Origin of the sequence: Streptomyces cupreus (assembly GCF_014257025.1) — a bacterium.
GTDB lineage: Bacteria > Actinomycetota > Actinomycetes > Streptomycetales > Streptomycetaceae > Streptomyces > Streptomyces cupreus.
In genome coordinates this window covers 72,303-90,604 of sequence record NZ_JACMSF010000015.1, presented here as the reverse complement: position 1 = coordinate 90,604, position 18,302 = coordinate 72,303, and the positions used below count along the sequence as shown (strand labels likewise).

Below are 18,302 nucleotides of genomic sequence, written 5' to 3'. Positions count from 1 at the left end.
CCGCATCTACGGCGGTCGCCAGTAGCGAGAGGAGGCGCGGGTGGCCAGAACCCTCCTCGGCGACCTCGCCCACGGCCTCCGCAACCTCTCCAACCGCAGCCCCATCACCTACGCCCCCTCCGGCCGCAGCTTCGGTGCTGGATTCCTCCGCCCCGCCGGCCAAGAAGCGCAGATGCGCGCCATGGGCAGCGTCGGCACCCTCTTCGCGATCGTCGAGCGGATCACCACCGCCTACTCGCAAGTCGAGTGGAAGCTGTACCGGTCCGCGAAGTCAGGGCGGGACGAGGACCGTGAAGAGGTCACCGCCCACCCGGCACTCGACCTGTGGACGCAACCCAACCCGTTCATGACCGGGCCGATGTGGCGCGAGGCAACCCAGCAGCACGAGGAACTGACAGGCGAGCAGTGGTGGGTGATTGCCCAGCACCCCCGGTTCAAGATGCCCGGCGAGCTGTGGTTCGCCCGCCCCGACCGCATGACCCCGGTCCCGGACCGGGAGGAGTTTCTGTCCGGGTACGTGTACTCCAGTCCGACCGGCGAGCAGGTCCCCCTCGGTGTGGACGACGTCATCATGCTGCGCCGCCCGAACCCGCTGGACCCGTACCGCGGGTGGGGGCCGGTGCAGACGATCCTCGCCGACCTCGACGCCACCCGCGCCTCGGCGGAGTGGAACGCGACGTTCTTCCGCAATAGCGCCCGGCCGGGCGGCATCATCGAGGTCGACCGGCGCCTGGACGACTGGGAGTTCGACGAGTTCAACAAGCGGTGGGCGGAGCAGCACAAGGGCGTTCACAACGCGCACCGGGTCGGGGTTCTTGAGAACGGCATGAAGTGGCAGGACCGCTCGTTCTCGATGAACGACATGCAGTTCGTCGAGTTGCGTGAGGCGAGCAGGGAGATCATCCGCGAGGCGTTCGGGTTCCCCAAGCCCATGTTGGGCACGGTCGACGACGCCAACCGCGCCAACATGGAAGCCGCCGAGGACATCTTCTCCAAGTGGCTCGTGCGCACCCGCTGCCGCCGCACCCGCCAAGCCCTCAACACCCGCCTGTTGCCCATGTACGGCAGCCTCGGTGAGGGCTTGGAGTTCGACTTCGAAGACCCGGTAGGGACTGACGTCGAACGCGACTCGAAGCAGCTTTCGGCGCAGTCCGCGGCTGCGGCGGCGCTGGTCACTGTGGGCTTCGAGCCGAAGGGCACCCTGTCCGCGGTCGGCCTCCCCGACATCCCGTTCGTGGGCGCGCCGCGCACTGCCGCGCCGCCCACTCTGGCGCCCGTGGAGGGCGAGCCTGCTGCGGCGTGGGCCGAGTTGGTGGCCGGCCTCACGGGCGAGGTTCCGGAGATCGAGGCGGCGATGCGGTGGGAGGCCGTCGCGAAGATCGACGACAACACGTGTGAGGCGTGCGCCGACAACGACGGCCGCCTCTACCGCAACCGGGCTGCCGCGTACAAGGACTATCCCGGCGGGTCGGGCTACGTGAAGTGCACGGGCGCCCAGTACGGCAACGACTGCCGCTGCCGCGTGGTCAAGCGCAGGAAGTCGGAGGACGACGAATGAGCAAGCACGGCGTCCGCCCGGGCGCGCTGCGCATCAGCGGGACCGGCCTGCCCGGCGGCACGCAGGTGGAGCTCGACGGCGAGGACATCGCGCCGCTTGTCGAGGGCCTGTCGCTGCGGATTGGGGTCAAGGCTCTGCCGACCGTGACGCTCGACGTCATCGTGCACGAGCTGGACACCGAGCTGCCGAACCCCCGCGTGGTTGTTCCGGAGAAGACGCGCGATCTGTTGGTCCGGCTCGGCTGGACCCCGCCCGCCGAGGAGGCCACGTCGTGAACATCACGCTGCCCGGGAAGGCGGCCACCCTCATGGCCAGCCAGCGCGAGCGGGCCGAGAAGCAGCGCGAGCAGCTCGGTATCGAGGCCCGCGCCTGGTACCGCATCACCAACGCCACGGACTCGGACGAGGCCGAGGTCATGCTGTACGACGAGATCGGCGGATGGTTCGGCTCCACCGCCGACGAACTGATCGCCGAGCTACGGCAGATCACCGCGCCCCGTATGCGCGTCCGGGTCAACTCGCCGGGCGGCAGCGTGTTCGAGGGCATCGCCATCGCCAACGCCCTCCGCTCGCACCCCGCGAACGTCACCGTGCAGGTCGACGGCATCGCCGCCTCCATCGCCAGCGTGATTGCGATGGCCGGGGACCGGATCGAGATGGCCCCGAACACGATGCTCATGATTCACGACGCGAGTGGCTTGTGCATGGGCGACGCCTCCGACATGGAGGAGATGGCCGAACTCCTCGACCTCATCAGCGACAACATCGCCGACGCATACGCAGCGCGGGCGGGCGGGACGCGGGACGAGTGGCGAGCCAGGATGCGCGCCGAGACCTGGTATCTGCCCGAGGACGCCGTGGAGAACGGGCTCGCCGACGAGGCCATCGCCGCACCGAAGGCCGGTGACCCGGTCGAGCAGGATCCGGAGGAGGAACCGGACATGGCGCGCGCCTTCGACCTCGCCGCCTACGGCTACACCGGCCCGAAGCGCGAGGAGCCGAAGCCCGCGCCGCCAACCCACCCCGAGATGCAGCGGTTCGCCGCCACCGTCGCCGAAATGCTCGGCGAGGACATGGCCGCGAGGATCCGCGCCATGTTCGAGGAGCCCGGCTCTGAGCCGGAGGCGCCCACCGCCCCTGCCGTGGAGCCCGTCGCGGAACCGGCGCCCGCCCCCGAGGCGCACGTCGACGACCCGACTGAGCCGGAGCCCGAGGCGCCGGCCGAGCCCGTAGACGAGTGGGCGGCGATGGTTGCCCACCTCACCCAGGACGACGCAGACACCTGGTCGGCGCTCGTCTCCCACCTGACCGAGCCCGACACGTCGTCCCGCGCGGCGGCGGAAGCCTGAAGGAGGCAACGTGGCAACCCCTACGATCCCCGTCCCGCGCAACAGCGAGGAACTCCGCGAGCAGCTCCACGACCCGGCGGCACGCAAGGAGATCCTCGCGACGCCGGACACCCTCGCCGAGCACATGGACGCCTACGCCAACCGCGTTCAGGGCGACGGCACCGAACTCAACCGGCTCGTCAAGGAGGAGACCGAGCGTCAGCTCGCGAATATTCTCCGCGAGAAGGACATCGACAACGAGGGCCGCGAGCGGATCCAGCGCCTCAACCTCGACCCGCAGGCCAAGCGCGGCGGCAAGCAGCAGATGCTCGCCTCTTACGGACAGGGCGCCGCCTACAACAAGAACGCCCCGGGCGTGGTCCTAGACGGCAAGTTCGAGAACGCCGTCGACTACCTGCGCACGATCTGGCACCTGAACGCCTCCCCTGAGGCGCAGGCCAAGCTCCTCGACGTCCGCAACGCCGCATCCTCCGTCTCCCCGTCGGACGGCGGGTTCCTGGTGCCGGAGACTCTCCGCAGCAACCTGCTGGAGATCTCCCTGGAGATGGCCAAGGTCCGCCCCCTGGCGACCGTGGTCCCGATGGAGACGGCTCGGGTGCCGTTCCCTACCATCGACGTCACCTCCAACGCCAGCTCGGTGTTCGGCGGGATGATCGCCTACTGGGGTGAGGAGTCCGCGGCGCTCACCGACGCCAACCCGAAGTTCGGCCGCGTCGTCCTCGACGCGAAGAAGCTCACGGGCCTGTCCGTCGTTCCCAACGAGCTGATCCAGGACTCCGCGATCAGCTTCAGCGCTCTCATCGAGCGCCTGTGGCCGATGACCCTGGCCTTCGAAGAGGACCACGCGTTCATGACCGGCGACGGCGCCGGCGAACCGCTCGGGTTCCTCGGCTCCCGCAACCCGGCCGCGATCCCTGTGGATGCCGAGTCGGGTCAGGCCGTGGACACGGTGTTGTACGAGAACGTCGTGAACATGTACAGCAGGATGTTCCCCAGTTCGCTGGGTCGCGCGGTGTGGCTCGTCTCCCCGCGGGTCCTCACCCAGCTGCTGACGATGACCATCAGCGTCGGCACCGGCGGCGCCCCGGTCATGGTCGTCAACGCGAGCGCAGCCCCGACGATGACCCTGTTCGGGCGGCCGATCATCGTCACCGAGAAGGCATCCGCGCTCGGCGACCGCGGCGACATCAGCTTCGTCGACCTGACGTACTACCTGATCGGTGACCGCCAGTCCATGACCGCGGCTTCCTCCACGGACTGGAAGTTCGGCAACGACCAGACCGCGTACAGGATCATCCAGCGCGTCGACGGCCGCCCCTGGATCAAGAGCGCCATCACCCCCAAGAACGGCGACCAGACGCTGTCCCCGTTCGTCGAACTGGCCGCCCGCTAAGCGCACCGAACAGGAAGGACAACCCTCATGGCACAGGATGCGCTCGGGCGCCTCTTCGACATCAGCACAGGCTTCGTGCCCGTCGACATGCAGACCGCCCAGACCGGCAAGCGAGTCTCGCTGCGCGACTGTGGCGGCGTCACCGTCGTGCTGTTCAAGGCGGCCGGCACGGCTGGGGACGATCCCACGCTCACGCTCAAGGAGCACACCGCCTCCACCGGCGGCACGTCCCAGAACCTCGCCATCATCGATGAGTACTGGATCAAGACCGAGGCCACCCTCGACGGCGATGAGACGTGGACCCGCGAGACCCAGGCCGCCGCGGCGACGATCGCCGACCCGGGCGGCGACGGCACCAGCGCCGAGGCGCAGCAGATCGTCGTGTTCGAGGTCGACGGCCGCCAACTGTCCGACGGCTACTCCTACATCAGCGTCGACGTTGCCGACACGGGTACGAACGCGCAGCTCGGCTGCGTGCTGTACCTGCTGCGTGACCTGAACTCGCAGCGGACGCCCGCCAACCTCGCCGCCCCGCTGAGCTGAGAAGGGGCCTGACATGCCGAACTCGAATTTCGTACAGGGCACCCAGCTGCGGACGCTGAACCTCGGCCGCAAGGTCGATCAGCCCGCCAAGACGGTTCCCCAGAACGCGCTGTCTGCACTGTTCACCGTCTCCGGCGGTCGCGTGATCGTCACGGGCATCGTCGGTGAGGTCACCACCGTGATCGGCGGCACGACTCCGTCGGCGAAGCTGGTCGCCAACCCGACGACCGGCGCAGACTCGGACGTCACCACCGCCGTTGCCATCACGGGCGACGCGGTCGGCAACCTGTACGGCGTCTCCACGGTCGGCGGCGCGCTCGCCGTGCTGGAGTCGGTTGCCCCGATCCCGCAGGAGCCGTTCGTCCTCAAGGCGGGGACGCTCGACCTGCATGTGTCTGCGGCGGACGCCACGGGCGCAATCAAGTGGTCGCTGTTCTACGTGCCGCTCGACGACGGCGCGTCTGTGACGGCGGCCTGACATGGCGGCCTGGGTCTGCATGGAGTGCACCACCACCTACTCGGTGGGCGCTCCGTGCTGCCCGCACTGCGGGGCGACGGAGCACGTGGAGCAGGGAGAGGACATGCCGAAGATCACCCGCCACGGTGGGCCGACCAACCGCTTCGAGCTTCAGGGCGAGCACGGGCCCGAACTGGTTGATCTGCCGGTCGGCGCCGCGGTCTACCACGGAGAGCCGGAAGGGAGTGAGCAGCCATCAGCTGGGAGCAGCTCCGAGACATCCTCCGAGAAGCCGCAGATGGAGTCCGAACCGAGCGTACCCGCGACCCGGAAGCCTGCCCGAACGACGGGGAGCCGCTCGACACGGGCCCGGACGGGGAGCTCTTCTGTCCGTTCGACGGATGGCGACCGGGGGGACGGTACGTCGGCGACCGACTCCGCTGTTGACGGCGGACTGGGGGCTGACCGGTGACAGTCCTCAGCCCTCAGTCCGCCACCCTCGCCAACGTTGCCTCGTCCGCGAGTTCGGTGACGGTGTTCGCGGCGAAGGGCAGCGTCAAGGGCCGCACCGTCTTCAACGACTCCACCGCGGTGCTCTACCTGAAATTCGGCGCCACCGCCAGCACGACCAGCTACACCGTGCAACTGGCCAGCGGGGACTACTACGAGTTCCCGCAACCGGTGTACGGCGGCGTCGTCGACGGCATCTGGGCTGCCGCCAACGGCTCGGCCCGGACGACGGAGTGGTGACCCATGCCCCTCTACTCGAAGGCTGTTGCGCTGGTGGGGGCGGCGTCCACGACGGACGTGTTCACCACGAAGGTGGCCGGTGACACCGACCCGCAGATGGTCGTCAATGCGAACGGGCGCCTCGAATGGTCCGGCGGCGTGGGCGCGCCCGACACGGCGCTGTTCCGCGATGGCAGCGCCCGCTTGCACACGATCAACGACTTCCTCAGCGAGGGAAATCTGATCTGCGATGTGGCCGGTAAGGGGCTGCGGATCAAGGAGGGCTCCAACGCCCGCATGGGCACGGCCACGCTCGTGGGCGGCACGGTGACGGTGTCCAACACCAGCGTGACCGCGTCCACGCGGATCGTCCTGACGCGGTCGACGACGGGCGGAACCGTCGGCCACCTGTCCTACACGGTCAGCGCTGGGACGTCGTTCACCATCAACTCTTCCAGCGGCACCGACACGTCAACGGTCGTGTGGCTGCTCGCCGAACCCGCCTGACCTGCCCGACGACGAGACCTGAGAGGAGGTGACAACAGATGACAACAACGCCGTTCTACGCCACCCGCGAGGAAATCAAGGCCGAGCTCGACGTCAAGGAGACCGCGCGCAGCAACGCCCGCATCGACAGGGCGCTTGCCGACGCGACCGATGCCGTACACGGCCTGTGCCACCGCGTCTTCTACCCGACGCTGGCGACCCGCTCCTGGAACTGGCCCAACTCCCAGTCGGGCACGTCGTGGCGGCTGTGGCTCGACAAGAGCGAGATCATCTCCGTCACCACCCTCAGCTCGGGCGGCACAACGATCGTGGCAGCGGACTACTTCCTCGAACCGAATCAGTACGGACCCCCATACAGCCACATCGAAATCGACCTGTCGTCGAACGCCAGCTTCGGCGGCGGCTCGACCCACCAGCGCGACATCACCATCACCGGCCTGTTCGGCTACCGCAACGACGAAACCCTCGTCGGCACCGCGGCCGAAGCCCTCGACGCATCCGAGACCGGCATCGACGTCGACGCCGCCACCTCCGCAGCCGTCGGCGTCGGCAGCCTGCTCCGCATCGACTCCGAACGCGTCATCGTCACCGCCCGCTCGAACCTGGACACCGGCCAGACGCTGGGCAGCAGCATCACCAACGTCAACAACGTCGTCACCATCGGCGTCCAGTCCGGCACAGCGTTCGCGGCCGGCGAGACGATCCTCATCGACTCCGAACGCATGCTCATTGAGGACATCGCAGGCAACAACCTCACCGTGAAGCGCGCGTGGGACGGCTCCACGATCGCCGCACACACGGCCGGCGCCATCATCTACGCGCCGCGCACCCTCACCGTGGAGCGGGGCGCGCTCGGCACCACCGCCGCCACCCACCTGACGGCTGCCAGCGTGTACCGGTGGGACGCGCCCGGACCGGTCCGGCAGCTGTGCATGGCTGAGGCCCTCACCGACCTCCTGCAAGGCCGCTCCGGATACGCGCGCACTGCTGGCTCGGGTGAGAGCGAGCGTGAGGCGTCCGGGCGCGGCCTGAAAGACCTCCGTGAGCGCGTGTACACCAGCCACGGCCGCAAGGCCCGATCGAGGGCGGTGTAGCCATGCGCCTCGACGTCTCCACCACCGGCCGCGGCCCCATGTTCGACGGGCGTGCCCAGCGGGCCCTCAACGCCTACGTCGACCACCTCGAACGCCGTCTCGCCGAGGAAGGCCTGGACATCCTGCGCGGGGAGATGCACCGCGTGTTCCGCAACCCGACGGGCTACTACGAGTCGCGTTGCAAGGTCGTCGACGGCAACAAGATCACCGACAGTCGTGTGGTGTACGGGCCGTGGCTGGCCGGGATTGGCTCTCGGAACTACCCGGTCACCAAGTTCAAGGGCTACGACCACTGGACCGTCACCCGCGACAAGCTCAACCGGCGCAAGCAGGGCATCGGCGAACGCCTCCTGCGCCGGTACACAGGAAGGATGTGAGCGGCCGTGGCACTGAACCTTACGACCTACCGTGACGTGGCCGTCTCGCACGCCATGGCGACTGGCCTCTTCGGCCAAGTCCTCGACCACGAGCCCGTCTCAGCGCCCGGCAACGGCCTGTCGGCCGCGTTCTGGGTGAGCCGCATCGGACCGGTACCGGCTGGGTCGGGGCTGGCGTCCACCACCGCGCGCCTAGAACTGATGGGCCGCCTGTTCCTGCCGGCGGACACAGAACCGCAAGGCGGCGTGGACGTCGACCTGACGGGCGCAGCCGACGCTCTGCTGACCGCGTACACCGGCGACTTCGACTTCGGCGGGACCGTCCGAAACGTCGACCTGTTGGGTGCCCACGGAACTTCACTGAGCGCGGTGTTCGGCTACACGAGCTTCACCGGCGGCACGACCTACAGGGTGGCAACCCTCACGATCCCGCTGATCATCAACAACGTGTGGGGACAGGTGGCGTAGATGTCGATCAGCAACGGCCTCGGGCAGTCCTTCTACTACGGCGGCTACGACCTTTCCGGCGACACCGGATCCGCCGACGACATCGGCGGCGGCCTGGCCGGCACACAGGACACCACCCCCATCAACAAGTCCGCGTTCCGGCGTACCGGGCTGCTGCGGGATGGGCGGATCTCGTGGATGTCCTTCTTCAACGATGCGGTCGGTGCCGCGCACAGTCGGCTGTCTGCGCTGCCGACGGCGGACCGGCAGTTGATGTGGCTGACCGGCAGCACGATCGGTGATCCGGCGGCGTGCATGGTCGGTAAGCAGATCAACTACGACCCGACGCGCCCGCAGGACGGCTCGCTGACGATCGCGGTGAACGCGCAGGCGAACGGCTACGGCCTGGAGTGGTGTGACCTGCTGACGGCGGGGGTGCGCACGGACACCGTGGCGACGAACGGCGCCTCGCTGGATCTGGGGACCGGCAGCACGGCGTTCGGATTGCAGGCCTATTTGCAGGTGCTGGCGTTTACCGGCACCACGGTGACGATCAAGTTGCAGGAGTCGTCGGACAACGGGGCCGGGGATGCGTGGGCGGACGTGACTGGCGGGGCGTTCACGGCGGTGACTGCCGGGCCGACGGTGGAGCGGATTCAGACGGGCCGTTCGCAGACGGTGGAGCGGTATCTGCGGGTGGCGACGACCGGGACTTTCTCGAACGTGCAGTTCGTGGTCGCCGTGAACCGGCCGGATGTGGAGGTGCTGTTCTGATGGGCCAGCCTTTCCGCCCCAACGACCCGCGGATGCCGGTCGAGGCGTATCAGACGTTCAGTGTGAAGTCCCGCCCGGACCGGGCCGTGAAGACGGTGTGTGAGCGGGTGGGCTGCAAGCAGTGGCGGCACGGCTGGGAGTCCCTCATCGATGAGTCGACGCAGCTTGGCCGGGACCAGGCGGCGTGGATTCGCACCCAGTCGCGGCGCACCTTCCGTGAGCAGCGGAACGCGGTGGGCTTGACGGTGTTTCGGTTCGAGCCGTACCAGCGCTGTTTCCAGGATCACCAGACGATGCCGGAGAAGTACGTGGTGCGCGGCGGGGACTGGCGGGGCGTGGTGGGCAAGGTGCGGGTGCATCAGCGGCCGGAGGACTGGGTGGAGCACGTGCAGCAGCACATGGGTCTGCTGCTCGACGAGCGGAACAAGGGCTGATCAGGGCGGCATGCCCAGTCATTAGAGAGGAAAGTAGTCATGGCGATCGAGTCGGGCCTCGGGTGGACCACGTTCAGTGTGGACGACAGCGCAGGCACAGCACGGGATATCCGTTCCTCGACCTTCAACCTGGACTGGACGATGCCGCGCGGCGTGTGGGACACCACCGCGCTGACGCAGTCCGCGAACGCGCGGACCCTGCTCCTCGCCGACTTCTCCGGCACCTGTGCGGGCGGCTTCGACGACGGCACGAACCTCGCCCACAGCGTGTTCAAGACGGTCTCGTCGACCAGCGTGAACCGGACTATGAGCATCGTGATCTCCGGCCAGACCCTCAACAACGAGGTGTTGCTGACGGATTACGCGCTGAACAGGGCGCAGACCGGCGAGTTCACGTGGAGTGTTCCGTTCCAGCTTGCGGACGGAACCGTACCCACCTGGTCGTAACACCCCAACTCAGACACTGATTGGAGGTGCAGCCGTGGGATTCCGCGAGCCCAGCACCATCGTCCTCACCTTCGAGCCAGGCGACGAATACCACGGCCTCGAAGTCCGCATGCGCGGCATGAGCATCGCCGACTGGCTCCAAGCCGCAGGCCTCGACGGCGGCGACGGCGACGACACCGCCGCCACCATGAAGCGCTTCTACGACGCCCTCATCGCCTGGAACCTCGAAGACGAACACGACCAGCCCGTCCCCGTCACCGACGCCCCCAACCGCGACAGCCGGATGATCCGACGCCTCAACAACGCCTGGATCCAACACCTCCAGGGGGTCCGCAAGAACGACCCTTTGCCCGACAACTCGCCCTCTGGCGAGACTTCCCCGGCGCCCCCCATCCCGATGACCCCCGTCAACGGATCCGAGAACCCGGCGAGCTAGCCGAAGCCCGCTACCTCCTCGGCCTGCTCCGGCAGTTCCCCGGCTACACCCTCACCACCCTCCTCCAAGAGGACACACGCCTACTCAGGCTGCTCGCCATCGAAAACCTCGGCACACCCGACGAACCCGAAGGAGGTGAAAACGAGTGGCAGACGACGTAACCATCGTCATCCGCGCCGACAGCGGCGACGCCATCCGCGCCTTCCGCGACGTCGACGGACGCCTCCGCGACATGCGCGGCCGCTTCATCTCCGAAGGCGCCGCCATGTCAGGCGCCATGAACCGGGTCACCGCCTCCATCGGCGGCCTGCGAGGCTCCCTCATCCCCCTCGCCACCGCCGCCGTACCACTCGCTGCGGCCCTCACGCCGGTCGCGGCGAAGGCGGGGGCTGCCGGGGTGGCGGTGGCCGCGTTCGGTGCGGCGGTGGCCGGCCAGGTGTCGGCGCTGTCGGAGGCGGCGGGCGCGCAGGACAAGTACAACCAGGCGGTCGCCCGGTACGGGCAGGGGTCGAAGCAGGCGGCTGAGGCGCAGCGGCAGGTGGCGGCGACGTTCGAGGCGATGCCGTATGCCACGCAGCGGGCTGCGGTCGGCCTGTCGACGCTCAAGTCGGGTTTTCAGGCGTGGTCGGATGAGATTTCCGGGTTCACGATGAAGCCGGTCGAAAAGTCGTTCACGGTGCTCGGCGAGTTGATTCCGAAGCTGACGCCGATGGCGACGGGGGCGGCGGACCAGTTGAACCGGCTGGTCACGATCGCCGGGGGTGCGGTGGCTTCGCCTGGCTTCGATGCGCTGGCGGAGAAGTTCAGTACGTTCGCGAACGAGTCCCTGAAGGATGCGGTCGACGGGATCATTCACTTCACACGGGCGCTGTCGGAGGGTGAGGCGTCGGGCCCGATTCAGTCGTTCATGACGTTCGCCGAGGCCAACGGGCCCGCCTTGCAGGAGACCTTGCGGAACGTCGGCGACGCGGTGATGACGCTCATGGAGGCCTCTGCCGCAGCCGGGCCGGGCATGCTCACCCTGGTCAACGCGGGTTTGAAGCTGGTGGCCGCGCTCCCGCCGGAGTTGGTGGCGACGGTGATGCAGCTTGCGGTGGGGCTGAAGCTCGTCACACTGGCCGGTGCTGGGGCGGCTGCGGTGTCTACCGGGATTGCCGCGCTGGGGGCGCAGATTACTGCGCTGCGCGCGGCGTCGGCTGCTGCGGGCGGCGGTATGGCTGGGTTGGCGGCGGCGTTCGGGACGCTGGGCAAGGCGGCGAAAGCATCGATTGTCGTGGCCGGTATCGGCGCGCTGGTGTATGCCGTGTCGAAGCTGTCGGACATCGGGGAGAAGGCCCCGCCGAACGTCGACCGGCTGACCACGTCGCTTGGGAAGCTGGGCTCTTCCGGGAAGGTGACGGGGGAGGCGGCCAAGGCGTTCGGTGAGGACTTCGGGAAGCTCCGGGACCAGATCGACAAGGTCATCGACCCCAGTGTCACGGAGTCCATCAACAACTGGGGTGCGGACGTCTCGAACGGCATCCTCGACGCGGGGGATGCGACCGAAGAGTTCACCAAGTCCATGGACGCCATCGACCAGTCACTGACGGACCTGGTCAAGGGCGGTAAGGCTGATCTTGCCAAGGCTGCGCTCGGCGAGATGCTGAAGGGCATGAGCCCGGAGCAGGCGGACAAGTTCCGCAGCGGGCTCGACGGCTACAAGTCGGCTCTTGAGGACTTGAAGTTCGAGCAGGAGCTTGCCGCGCAGTCGATGGGCGTCTTCGCCACTGCGGCGCAGGACACCAGCGCGAAGTTGGAGGCGCAGAAGGGTGCGGCGGACGGGCTGCGCGCGTCGATTCTCGCGTTGAACGATGTGAACCGGTCGGCGTATGACGCGCAGATCGGTTTCGAGGAATCCCTCGACAGCCTCACCGCCAGCTTCCGCGAGCACGGCGCGACCCTCGACCTCGACACTGATGCGGGCCGCCGCAACGGTGAGGCGATGTCGAAGGCGGCTGCGGCGCAGGACGAATTCATCGCAGCTGGGCTTGCGGCGGGCGAGTCTCTCGGCAGCATGACGCAGAAGTCGAACGAGCTGCGCGAGACGATGATGCGGCTCGCCGTGGATGCGTTCGACGGGAACAAGGCCAAGGCCACCGAGTACGTGAACACGCTGCTTGGTGTGCCTGGGGACATCGAGACGCTCGTCAGGCTGGAGCGCGAGGAGGCCATCACCGGTCTGAAGGACGTTCAGGCGGCGATCGAAGCGACGCCGGGCGCGAAGAGCGTGAAGGTCGACACCCTGAATGGGGCAGCGATCAAGGCGCTGGAAGCGGTCGGGTTGAAGACTCGGCAGCTCAAGGACGGCCGCACCGAGGTCTTCACGAAGAACGGGCAGTCCCTCGGCGCGATCGGCGCGGTGTTGAAGGCGCTGTCCAACCTCAACGGCAAGACGGCCACGACGTGGACGTACCACAACGTCAAGACGACCTACTCCACTGCGGGGAGCGTCTCGGGCGGCAAGTCGGTACACAGCATGCTCGCTGCTGGCGGCCGTGTGCCCCGCTACGCGGACGGCAGCAAGGTCGTGCAGTTCGCCCCGAACGGGCTCCTCTCCGGCCCCGGCACGGGTACGTCGGACAGCATCCTCGCCATGTTCGCGTCCGGCGCGGTGGGCGCTGTGTCGGACACCGAGTTCGTGGTGAACGCCGCCTCGACCAAGAAGTACCTGCCGCTGCTGGAAGCCATCAACGACAACCGGCTGCGCATACCCGGCTTCGCCAAGGGCGGTCTCACCGACAACGAACGCCGCGCACGCCGCGAGCTGGAGAACTTCACCTCCCTGTCGTACTTCTCCCAGAACGCCGGGTTCAAGAACAACGAGTTCATCGGCGGCGTGATGGGCGCAGACAGCGTCGGCGACCTGGTGCGGGTCATGAACCAGATGGCCAGCCTCATCAAACAGGCCAGTCACGGCCGCGCAGAGCAGCAGGCCCTCCGCGCCATCGGAGCGGACGGCTCGGGCAACCCGCTGTGGAAGTACCAGCGCAAACTCGAAGACGTCAACAAGAGCCTCGACAAGGCGCGGGACAAGCTCGACAAGCTGCGAGACTCGGCCGCCGCCCTCGACAGCAGCGTGAAGTCCGGCATCATCTCCGGCGCCAACATCACGCGTGCCGCCACGGCGGAAGAGGGCCAGGTCACCATCAACACCCTCCTCTCCCAGGCCCGCGGCGACGCCTCCCAGGCGCAGGCCTTCGAGGACGCCCTCAAGGCATTGAAGAAGAAGGGCGTCTCCGGGCGGATCATCGAGCAGATCGCCGAAGCAGGCATCCAGGGCGGCGGCCTGGAGACCGCGCAGGCCCTGCTCGGCGCGGATGCCGGGCAGATCACCGAGCTGAACAAGCTCAACCAGTCGATCCGCCAGTCCGCCGACGATGCAGGCGAAGCCGCCGCCAACGCCCTCTACGGGGCGGGGATCAAGGCGGCGGAGGGGCTGGTCGAGGGGTTGAAGAAGAAGCAGGACAAGATCGAAGACCAGATGCTGAAGATCGCCAAGAGTATGGAGAAGGCCATCAAGAAGGCCCTCGGCATCAAATCCCCGTCGCAGGTGATGATGCGGGTCGGCGACCAGACCGCAGAAGGCTTCGCGCTCGGTATCGTCAAGAACCGGTCGGTGCGCCCGGCGTGGGAGTCGATGCTGAACATGCCCCGCCCGGGCAGCATGCCGCGGACGACGCTGCCGGCGGGCACGGCCGGGCGGGCAATGTCGGGGCCGCCTGCGGTGATTCAGTTGCAGATCGGTGACACCCAGCTCGGCGAGGTGATCATCGACCCGTTGCGGAAGGTGGTTTCGACCCGGGGCGGACTGCGGGCGACGTTCGGGGGGCTGGACTGATGGCGTTCCCGGAGACGAACCTTCCGATCAAGGTGCACCTGTCGCTGGACGGGTCGACGTGGACGGACGTATCAGCGGATGTCCGCTACCAGGACAAGATTCGGATTACGCGCGGCCGGTCGGACTGGGGGCAGCAAGTCGACTTCGGCCGCTGCAACTTCGCCCTGTCGAACACGAACGGCAAATACTCGCCCCGCAACCCCGAAGGCACCTACTACGGGCAGATCGGCCGCAACACCCCCGTCCGCGTGAGCGTGGAAACCGGGTCGGTGGCGCTCGACCTGCCGGGCGCCGAAGGCGACTACGCCTCCACCCCCGACGCGGCCGCCCTCGACATCACCGGAGACCTCGACGTCCGCTTCGACGCCACCCTCGCGAACTGGTGTCTCGCCGACTACCCCACCGGGTCGGGCACGGACTACGACCACACCGAACTCATGGGCAAAGCAGCGAGCGGGCAGGTGTCGTGGAACCTGTACGTGCGCCTGTCCAAACTTCATTTGACGTGGTCAACGAACGGCACCGCCCTGACCAGCGCCTCCTCGACCGCCGATCTGCCGCTCACCACATCGGGCCGTCTCGCAGTGCGCGCCACCCTGGACGTCGACAACGGCGCCTCGGGGCACACGGTGACCTTCTACACCTCCGACTCCATATCCGGGACATGGACGCAGCTCGGCGACGCGGTCACCGGCTCCGGCACCACCAGCATCCACTCCGGCACGGCCGCGCTGCGGGTCGGGAGCATCCCGGATGTCTCCTACAGCGAGGCGATCGGTCTCGTCCACGCTGTGGAGGTGCGTTCCGGGATTGCCGGGACTGCGGTGGCGAACCCGAACTTCACCGCGCAGGCATCCGGCACGACCTCGTTCGCCGATGCCGCCGGCCGCACGTGGACGGTTGCGGGAACCGCGGCCATCACCAACCGGAAAACCCGCTTCGTCGGCGAAATCAGCAGTTGGACGCCCCGCTGGGACACCGGCGGATTCGACGTCGTCACCCAGGTCGAAGCCGCGGGCATCCTCCGCCGCCTCGGCCTCGGCGCCGTCCCCCTCAAGTCGCCCATATACCGGGAGGCAACCAGCCCGCTGCGCACCGCGGTCGTCGCCTACTGGCCGCTGGAGGACGGCGCCGAAGCCACCGAGTTCGGGTCGGCGATCGACGGGCACCCAGCGGTCAAACTGACCGGGTCGGTGACACCGGCCGCCTACTCGGACTGGGTGGGCTCCGATGCCATCCCGACCGTGGGTACCGGGTCGATGCGGGTGTCGGTGCCCACCTACGGAACCGACGGCTCGAACTCCTACAACCAGTTGTTCTTCTTCGCCAAGGTCCCTACTGCCGGGGTGGTGTCGACGCAGCGGCTGGTGTCGGTGTCGACGACAGGGCAGGCGGCAACCTGGTCGCTGTACGTCAACACAGCGGGTCTCCTCGACATGCGCGCCTACGACAGCGACGGCACGCAGATCCACTCGTCCGGTTTCAGCGGAACCTCGATCAACGGGCGGGAGAAGTTGATCGCGATCCGCTGGGGCCCGCCGGTATTCGTCGAATACGTGGTGTCGGTGACCGATGTTGCCGGGTCGAAGGCCACCGCGGTCCCGGACAACGTCCTGGACTCGTTCACGATCACCAACACGGTGAACGCCACCTCCGTCGTGCGTCTCTCGGAGATTCGTTTCGGTGAGGACGGCGCGATGAACTCGACGGCGATCGGGCACGTCGTCGTCGGCAACACCAGCACCGCATTCAACGGTTTCGCCGCGCCCGGAGTCGGCTGGAACGCCGAAGAAGCCCCCTCACGCGTCACACGGCTGGGCACGGAGGAAGGCATCCACGCCTACGCCACCGGCTCGGGGGATGAGCAGATGGGCGTGCAGGCCCGCTCCACGGCCGTCGACCTGATGCGCAGCGCGGAAGCCGTCGACAAGGGCATCCTCGCCGAACTCCGCAACGTGCTCGGCATCCGCTATGTGACCCGGGCCAGCATGTACTCCCAGCCCGTCACCCTGTCGCTCAACTACACGGGGGATGACGGGCTCGTCGCCCCCCTGGATCCGGTCGACGACGACCAGTCCGTGACGAACGACGTCACCGAGCAGCGCGAAGGCGGCGCCTCCGCCCGCGCCGTCCTCACCTCTGGCACCCTGTCGACGGCCGCGCCCCCGAACGGGATCGGCCTGTACGACACCTCGTACACGACGAACCTCCTCGACGACACCCAGCCCGCCCAGCACGCCGCATGGCGCCTCCACCTCGGCACCTGGGACGAGACCCGCTTCCCGCAAGTCGCCGTCAACCTCGCCGGAGCCCCCGCCAGCATCGAGAACGCGGCCGCCGTCGACGTCGGCTCCCGTATCCAGATCACCAACCCGCCCGTGTGGCTTCCCCCCGACACACTCGACCTGCTGGTACAGGGCTACAGCGAGACCCTCGACCAGCGCGCGTGGAACATCACCTACAACTGCACGCCGGCCGGCCCGTTCAACGTGGCCTGGGCGGGGGACGACGACTCCGCCACAGCCGAACGCGACTTGTCCTGGGCAGACACCGAAGGCACCACCCTGGCCGAAGCCCTCACCGCCACCGAAACCGACGTCGACGTCCTCACCACCAGCGGACCCACCTGGACCGACGACGCCTCCGACACCCCCTTCGACTGGCGTGTGGGCGGCGAGGTCATGACCGTCACCGCCCCACACTCCCTGTTGAACACGAACCCGTTCTACGACACCAGCGTGACCGGGTGGACCGCAGTGAGCTGCTCGATCGCCCACTCCACCGCTGTCATCCACCCACACCCCAGGGCGCTGGGATCCGCGTTCGTGACACCCGCCGGCGGTGCGAACTGCCGGATCCAGGCCACAAACACAGGGGCTGGCACCGTCAATCCGGGCGGCCCGCATCAGGCTGTCGCCTGGGTGTGGTCCCCGACCACCTGGAACGGCTTCCAGGTGCAGGTCAACTGGCGTGACTCCGGCGGGACTCTGATATCGACGTCGTCTGGCACGGTCACCACAGCCCCTGCGGGCGAGTGGACACTCCTTGACGAGACGTTCACAGCGCCGTCCACTGCGTCGCAGGCACAGGTCATCGTCCAGCAGACCGGCACTCCCGCCGCGGGGAACACCTGGTACGCGTGGGCGGTGCGTGTGACCCGCGCGAAGGCGTCGTCGCTGTACGACACGTTCACCCGGTCGGTGACGGACTCGTGGGGCACCTCGGACTCTGGGCACACATGGCTGCTGACGGGGACGGCGGCCGACTACGACATCACGGGCACCTACGGGACGCAGACCAATCCCTCAGCGGGGTCCGCGCACATCGCCCGGATCACCGCGCCGTCCGCGGACTCGGACTTCGTTGTCGATATCGCGACCGGGGCGACGGCGACGGGGGCGGCGCTGGTGGCCGGGCCGGTGTCCCGCTGCACCGGGAACAGCAACTTTTACACGGTGCGGATCGCGTTCAACACGTCCGGCACCATCACCATGATCTTGCAGAAGCGGGTGTCGTCGGTCGACACCACCCTCGCCTCCTACACCGCCCCGTACACGCACGCTGCGGGCACCTTCTACCGGGTGCGGTTGCAGACGATCGGCAGCGCGGTGAAGGGCAAGTTCTGGCGGGTGGGCGACCTGGAACCCGGCGCCTGGCAGATGGAAGCCACCGACACCGCACTCACCGCCGCTGAGGGCATCGGCGTGCGCTGCTTCCGCGACACCGGCAACACCAACGCCAACGCGGAGTTCCGCTTCCAGAACTTCGAGGTCACCAACCCGCAAACGTACACCGTCACCCGATCGGTGAACGGCGTCACCAAAACCCATGCCGCGGGGGCCACTGTCGCCCTCGCCTACCCCGCCTACGCGGCCCTCTAG

General features: G+C 68.0%; 17 protein-coding genes. All 17 read left to right on the top strand.

What is annotated here, in order from left to right:
* The first annotated feature begins 40 nt into the window (after nt 1–40).
* The 17 genes from H4N64_RS16350 (at nt 41) to H4N64_RS16270 (ending at nt 18,302) form a co-directional block, all read left to right on the top strand.
* Nucleotides 41–1,558 carry a phage portal protein gene (locus H4N64_RS16350; RefSeq protein WP_186283039.1) on the top strand — a complete coding sequence of 506 codons (1,518 nt, stop codon included), beginning with the start codon at nt 41–43 and terminating at the stop codon, nt 1,556–1,558.
* Complete coding sequence (locus tag H4N64_RS16345; RefSeq protein WP_186283038.1) at nt 1,555–1,833, top strand: hypothetical protein; 279 nt, start codon at nt 1,555–1,557, stop codon at nt 1,831–1,833. Before H4N64_RS16350 ends, H4N64_RS16345 begins: the two co-directional genes overlap by 4 nt.
* Nucleotides 1,830–2,906, top strand: coding sequence for a head maturation protease, ClpP-related (locus tag H4N64_RS16340; RefSeq protein ID WP_186283037.1), 1,077 nt, complete (start codon nt 1,830–1,832; stop codon nt 2,904–2,906). The genes H4N64_RS16345 and H4N64_RS16340 overlap by 4 nt, the downstream gene beginning before the upstream one ends.
* A gap of 10 nt (nt 2,907–2,916) precedes the next feature.
* Nucleotides 2,917–4,299: a phage major capsid protein gene (locus H4N64_RS16335; RefSeq protein WP_186283036.1), complete on the top strand. Its 1,383-nt coding sequence runs from the start codon at nt 2,917–2,919 to the stop codon at nt 4,297–4,299.
* Between the two features lie 27 nt (nt 4,300–4,326).
* Complete coding sequence (locus tag H4N64_RS16330; protein WP_186283035.1) at nt 4,327–4,842, top strand: hypothetical protein; 516 nt, start codon at nt 4,327–4,329, stop codon at nt 4,840–4,842.
* A 13-nt stretch (nt 4,843–4,855) separates the two neighbouring features.
* Complete coding sequence (locus H4N64_RS16325) at nt 4,856–5,320, top strand: hypothetical protein (protein ID WP_186283034.1); 465 nt, start codon at nt 4,856–4,858, stop codon at nt 5,318–5,320.
* A 447-nt stretch (nt 5,321–5,767) separates the two neighbouring features.
* On the top strand, nt 5,768–6,049 hold the full coding sequence (locus tag H4N64_RS16320; protein WP_186283033.1) for a hypothetical protein: 282 nt from the start codon (nt 5,768–5,770) through the stop codon (nt 6,047–6,049).
* Nucleotides 6,050–6,052: 3 nt separating this feature from the next.
* A complete protein-coding gene (locus H4N64_RS16315; RefSeq protein ID WP_186283032.1) occupies nt 6,053–6,535 on the top strand; it encodes a hypothetical protein in 483 nt (160 codons plus the stop codon).
* Between the two features lie 38 nt (nt 6,536–6,573).
* Nucleotides 6,574–7,629, top strand: coding sequence for a hypothetical protein (locus H4N64_RS16310; RefSeq protein ID WP_186283031.1), 1,056 nt, complete (start codon nt 6,574–6,576; stop codon nt 7,627–7,629).
* 2 nt (nt 7,630–7,631) lie between these two features.
* A complete protein-coding gene (locus H4N64_RS16305) occupies nt 7,632–8,006 on the top strand; it encodes a hypothetical protein (protein ID WP_186283030.1) in 375 nt (124 codons plus the stop codon).
* Between the two features lie 6 nt (nt 8,007–8,012).
* Nucleotides 8,013–8,474, top strand: a complete 462-nt coding sequence (locus tag H4N64_RS16300) for a hypothetical protein (RefSeq protein WP_186283029.1) — start codon at nt 8,013–8,015, stop codon at nt 8,472–8,474.
* Entirely contained in the window at nt 8,475–9,227 is a 753-nt protein-coding gene (locus H4N64_RS16295) for a hypothetical protein (RefSeq protein ID WP_186283028.1), read from the top strand.
* A complete protein-coding gene (locus tag H4N64_RS16290) occupies nt 9,227–9,661 on the top strand; it encodes a hypothetical protein (protein WP_186283027.1) in 435 nt (144 codons plus the stop codon). The genes H4N64_RS16295 and H4N64_RS16290 overlap by 1 nt, the downstream gene beginning before the upstream one ends.
* A 39-nt stretch (nt 9,662–9,700) precedes the next feature.
* Nucleotides 9,701–10,108 (top strand): hypothetical protein, encoded by a 408-nt coding sequence (locus tag H4N64_RS16285; protein WP_260859751.1) that lies wholly within the window; start codon nt 9,701–9,703, stop codon nt 10,106–10,108.
* Nucleotides 10,109–10,142: 34 nt separating this feature from the next.
* Nucleotides 10,143–10,544 (top strand): hypothetical protein, encoded by a 402-nt coding sequence (locus tag H4N64_RS16280; RefSeq protein WP_186283026.1) that lies wholly within the window; start codon nt 10,143–10,145, stop codon nt 10,542–10,544.
* A 145-nt stretch (nt 10,545–10,689) separates the two neighbouring features.
* Entirely contained in the window at nt 10,690–14,421 is a 3,732-nt protein-coding gene (locus H4N64_RS16275; RefSeq protein ID WP_186283025.1) for a phage tail family protein, read from the top strand.
* Nucleotides 14,421–18,302, top strand: a complete 3,882-nt coding sequence (locus tag H4N64_RS16270) for a hypothetical protein (protein WP_186283024.1) — start codon at nt 14,421–14,423, stop codon at nt 18,300–18,302. Before H4N64_RS16275 ends, H4N64_RS16270 begins: the two co-directional genes overlap by 1 nt.

Excerpts from the sequence above, each read along its gene's own strand:
- H4N64_RS16345 (WP_186283038.1), top strand. The coding sequence starts at position 1,555 with ATGAGCAAGCACGGCGTCCGCCCGGGCGCGCTGCGCATCAGCGGGACC.
- H4N64_RS16330 (WP_186283035.1), top strand. The coding sequence starts at position 4,327 with ATGGCACAGGATGCGCTCGGGCGCCTCTTCGACATCAGCACAGGCTTC.
- H4N64_RS16325 (WP_186283034.1), top strand. The coding sequence starts at position 4,856 with ATGCCGAACTCGAATTTCGTACAGGGCACCCAGCTGCGGACGCTGAAC.
- H4N64_RS16315 (WP_186283032.1), top strand. The coding sequence starts at position 6,053 with ATGCCCCTCTACTCGAAGGCTGTTGCGCTGGTGGGGGCGGCGTCCACG.
- H4N64_RS16310 (WP_186283031.1), top strand. The coding sequence starts at position 6,574 with ATGACAACAACGCCGTTCTACGCCACCCGCGAGGAAATCAAGGCCGAG.
- H4N64_RS16305 (WP_186283030.1), top strand. The coding sequence starts at position 7,632 with ATGCGCCTCGACGTCTCCACCACCGGCCGCGGCCCCATGTTCGACGGG.
- H4N64_RS16295 (WP_186283028.1), top strand. The coding sequence starts at position 8,475 with ATGTCGATCAGCAACGGCCTCGGGCAGTCCTTCTACTACGGCGGCTAC.
- H4N64_RS16290 (WP_186283027.1), top strand. The coding sequence starts at position 9,227 with ATGGGCCAGCCTTTCCGCCCCAACGACCCGCGGATGCCGGTCGAGGCG.
- H4N64_RS16285 (WP_260859751.1), top strand. The coding sequence starts at position 9,701 with ATGGCGATCGAGTCGGGCCTCGGGTGGACCACGTTCAGTGTGGACGAC.
- H4N64_RS16270 (WP_186283024.1), top strand. The coding sequence starts at position 14,421 with ATGGCGTTCCCGGAGACGAACCTTCCGATCAAGGTGCACCTGTCGCTG.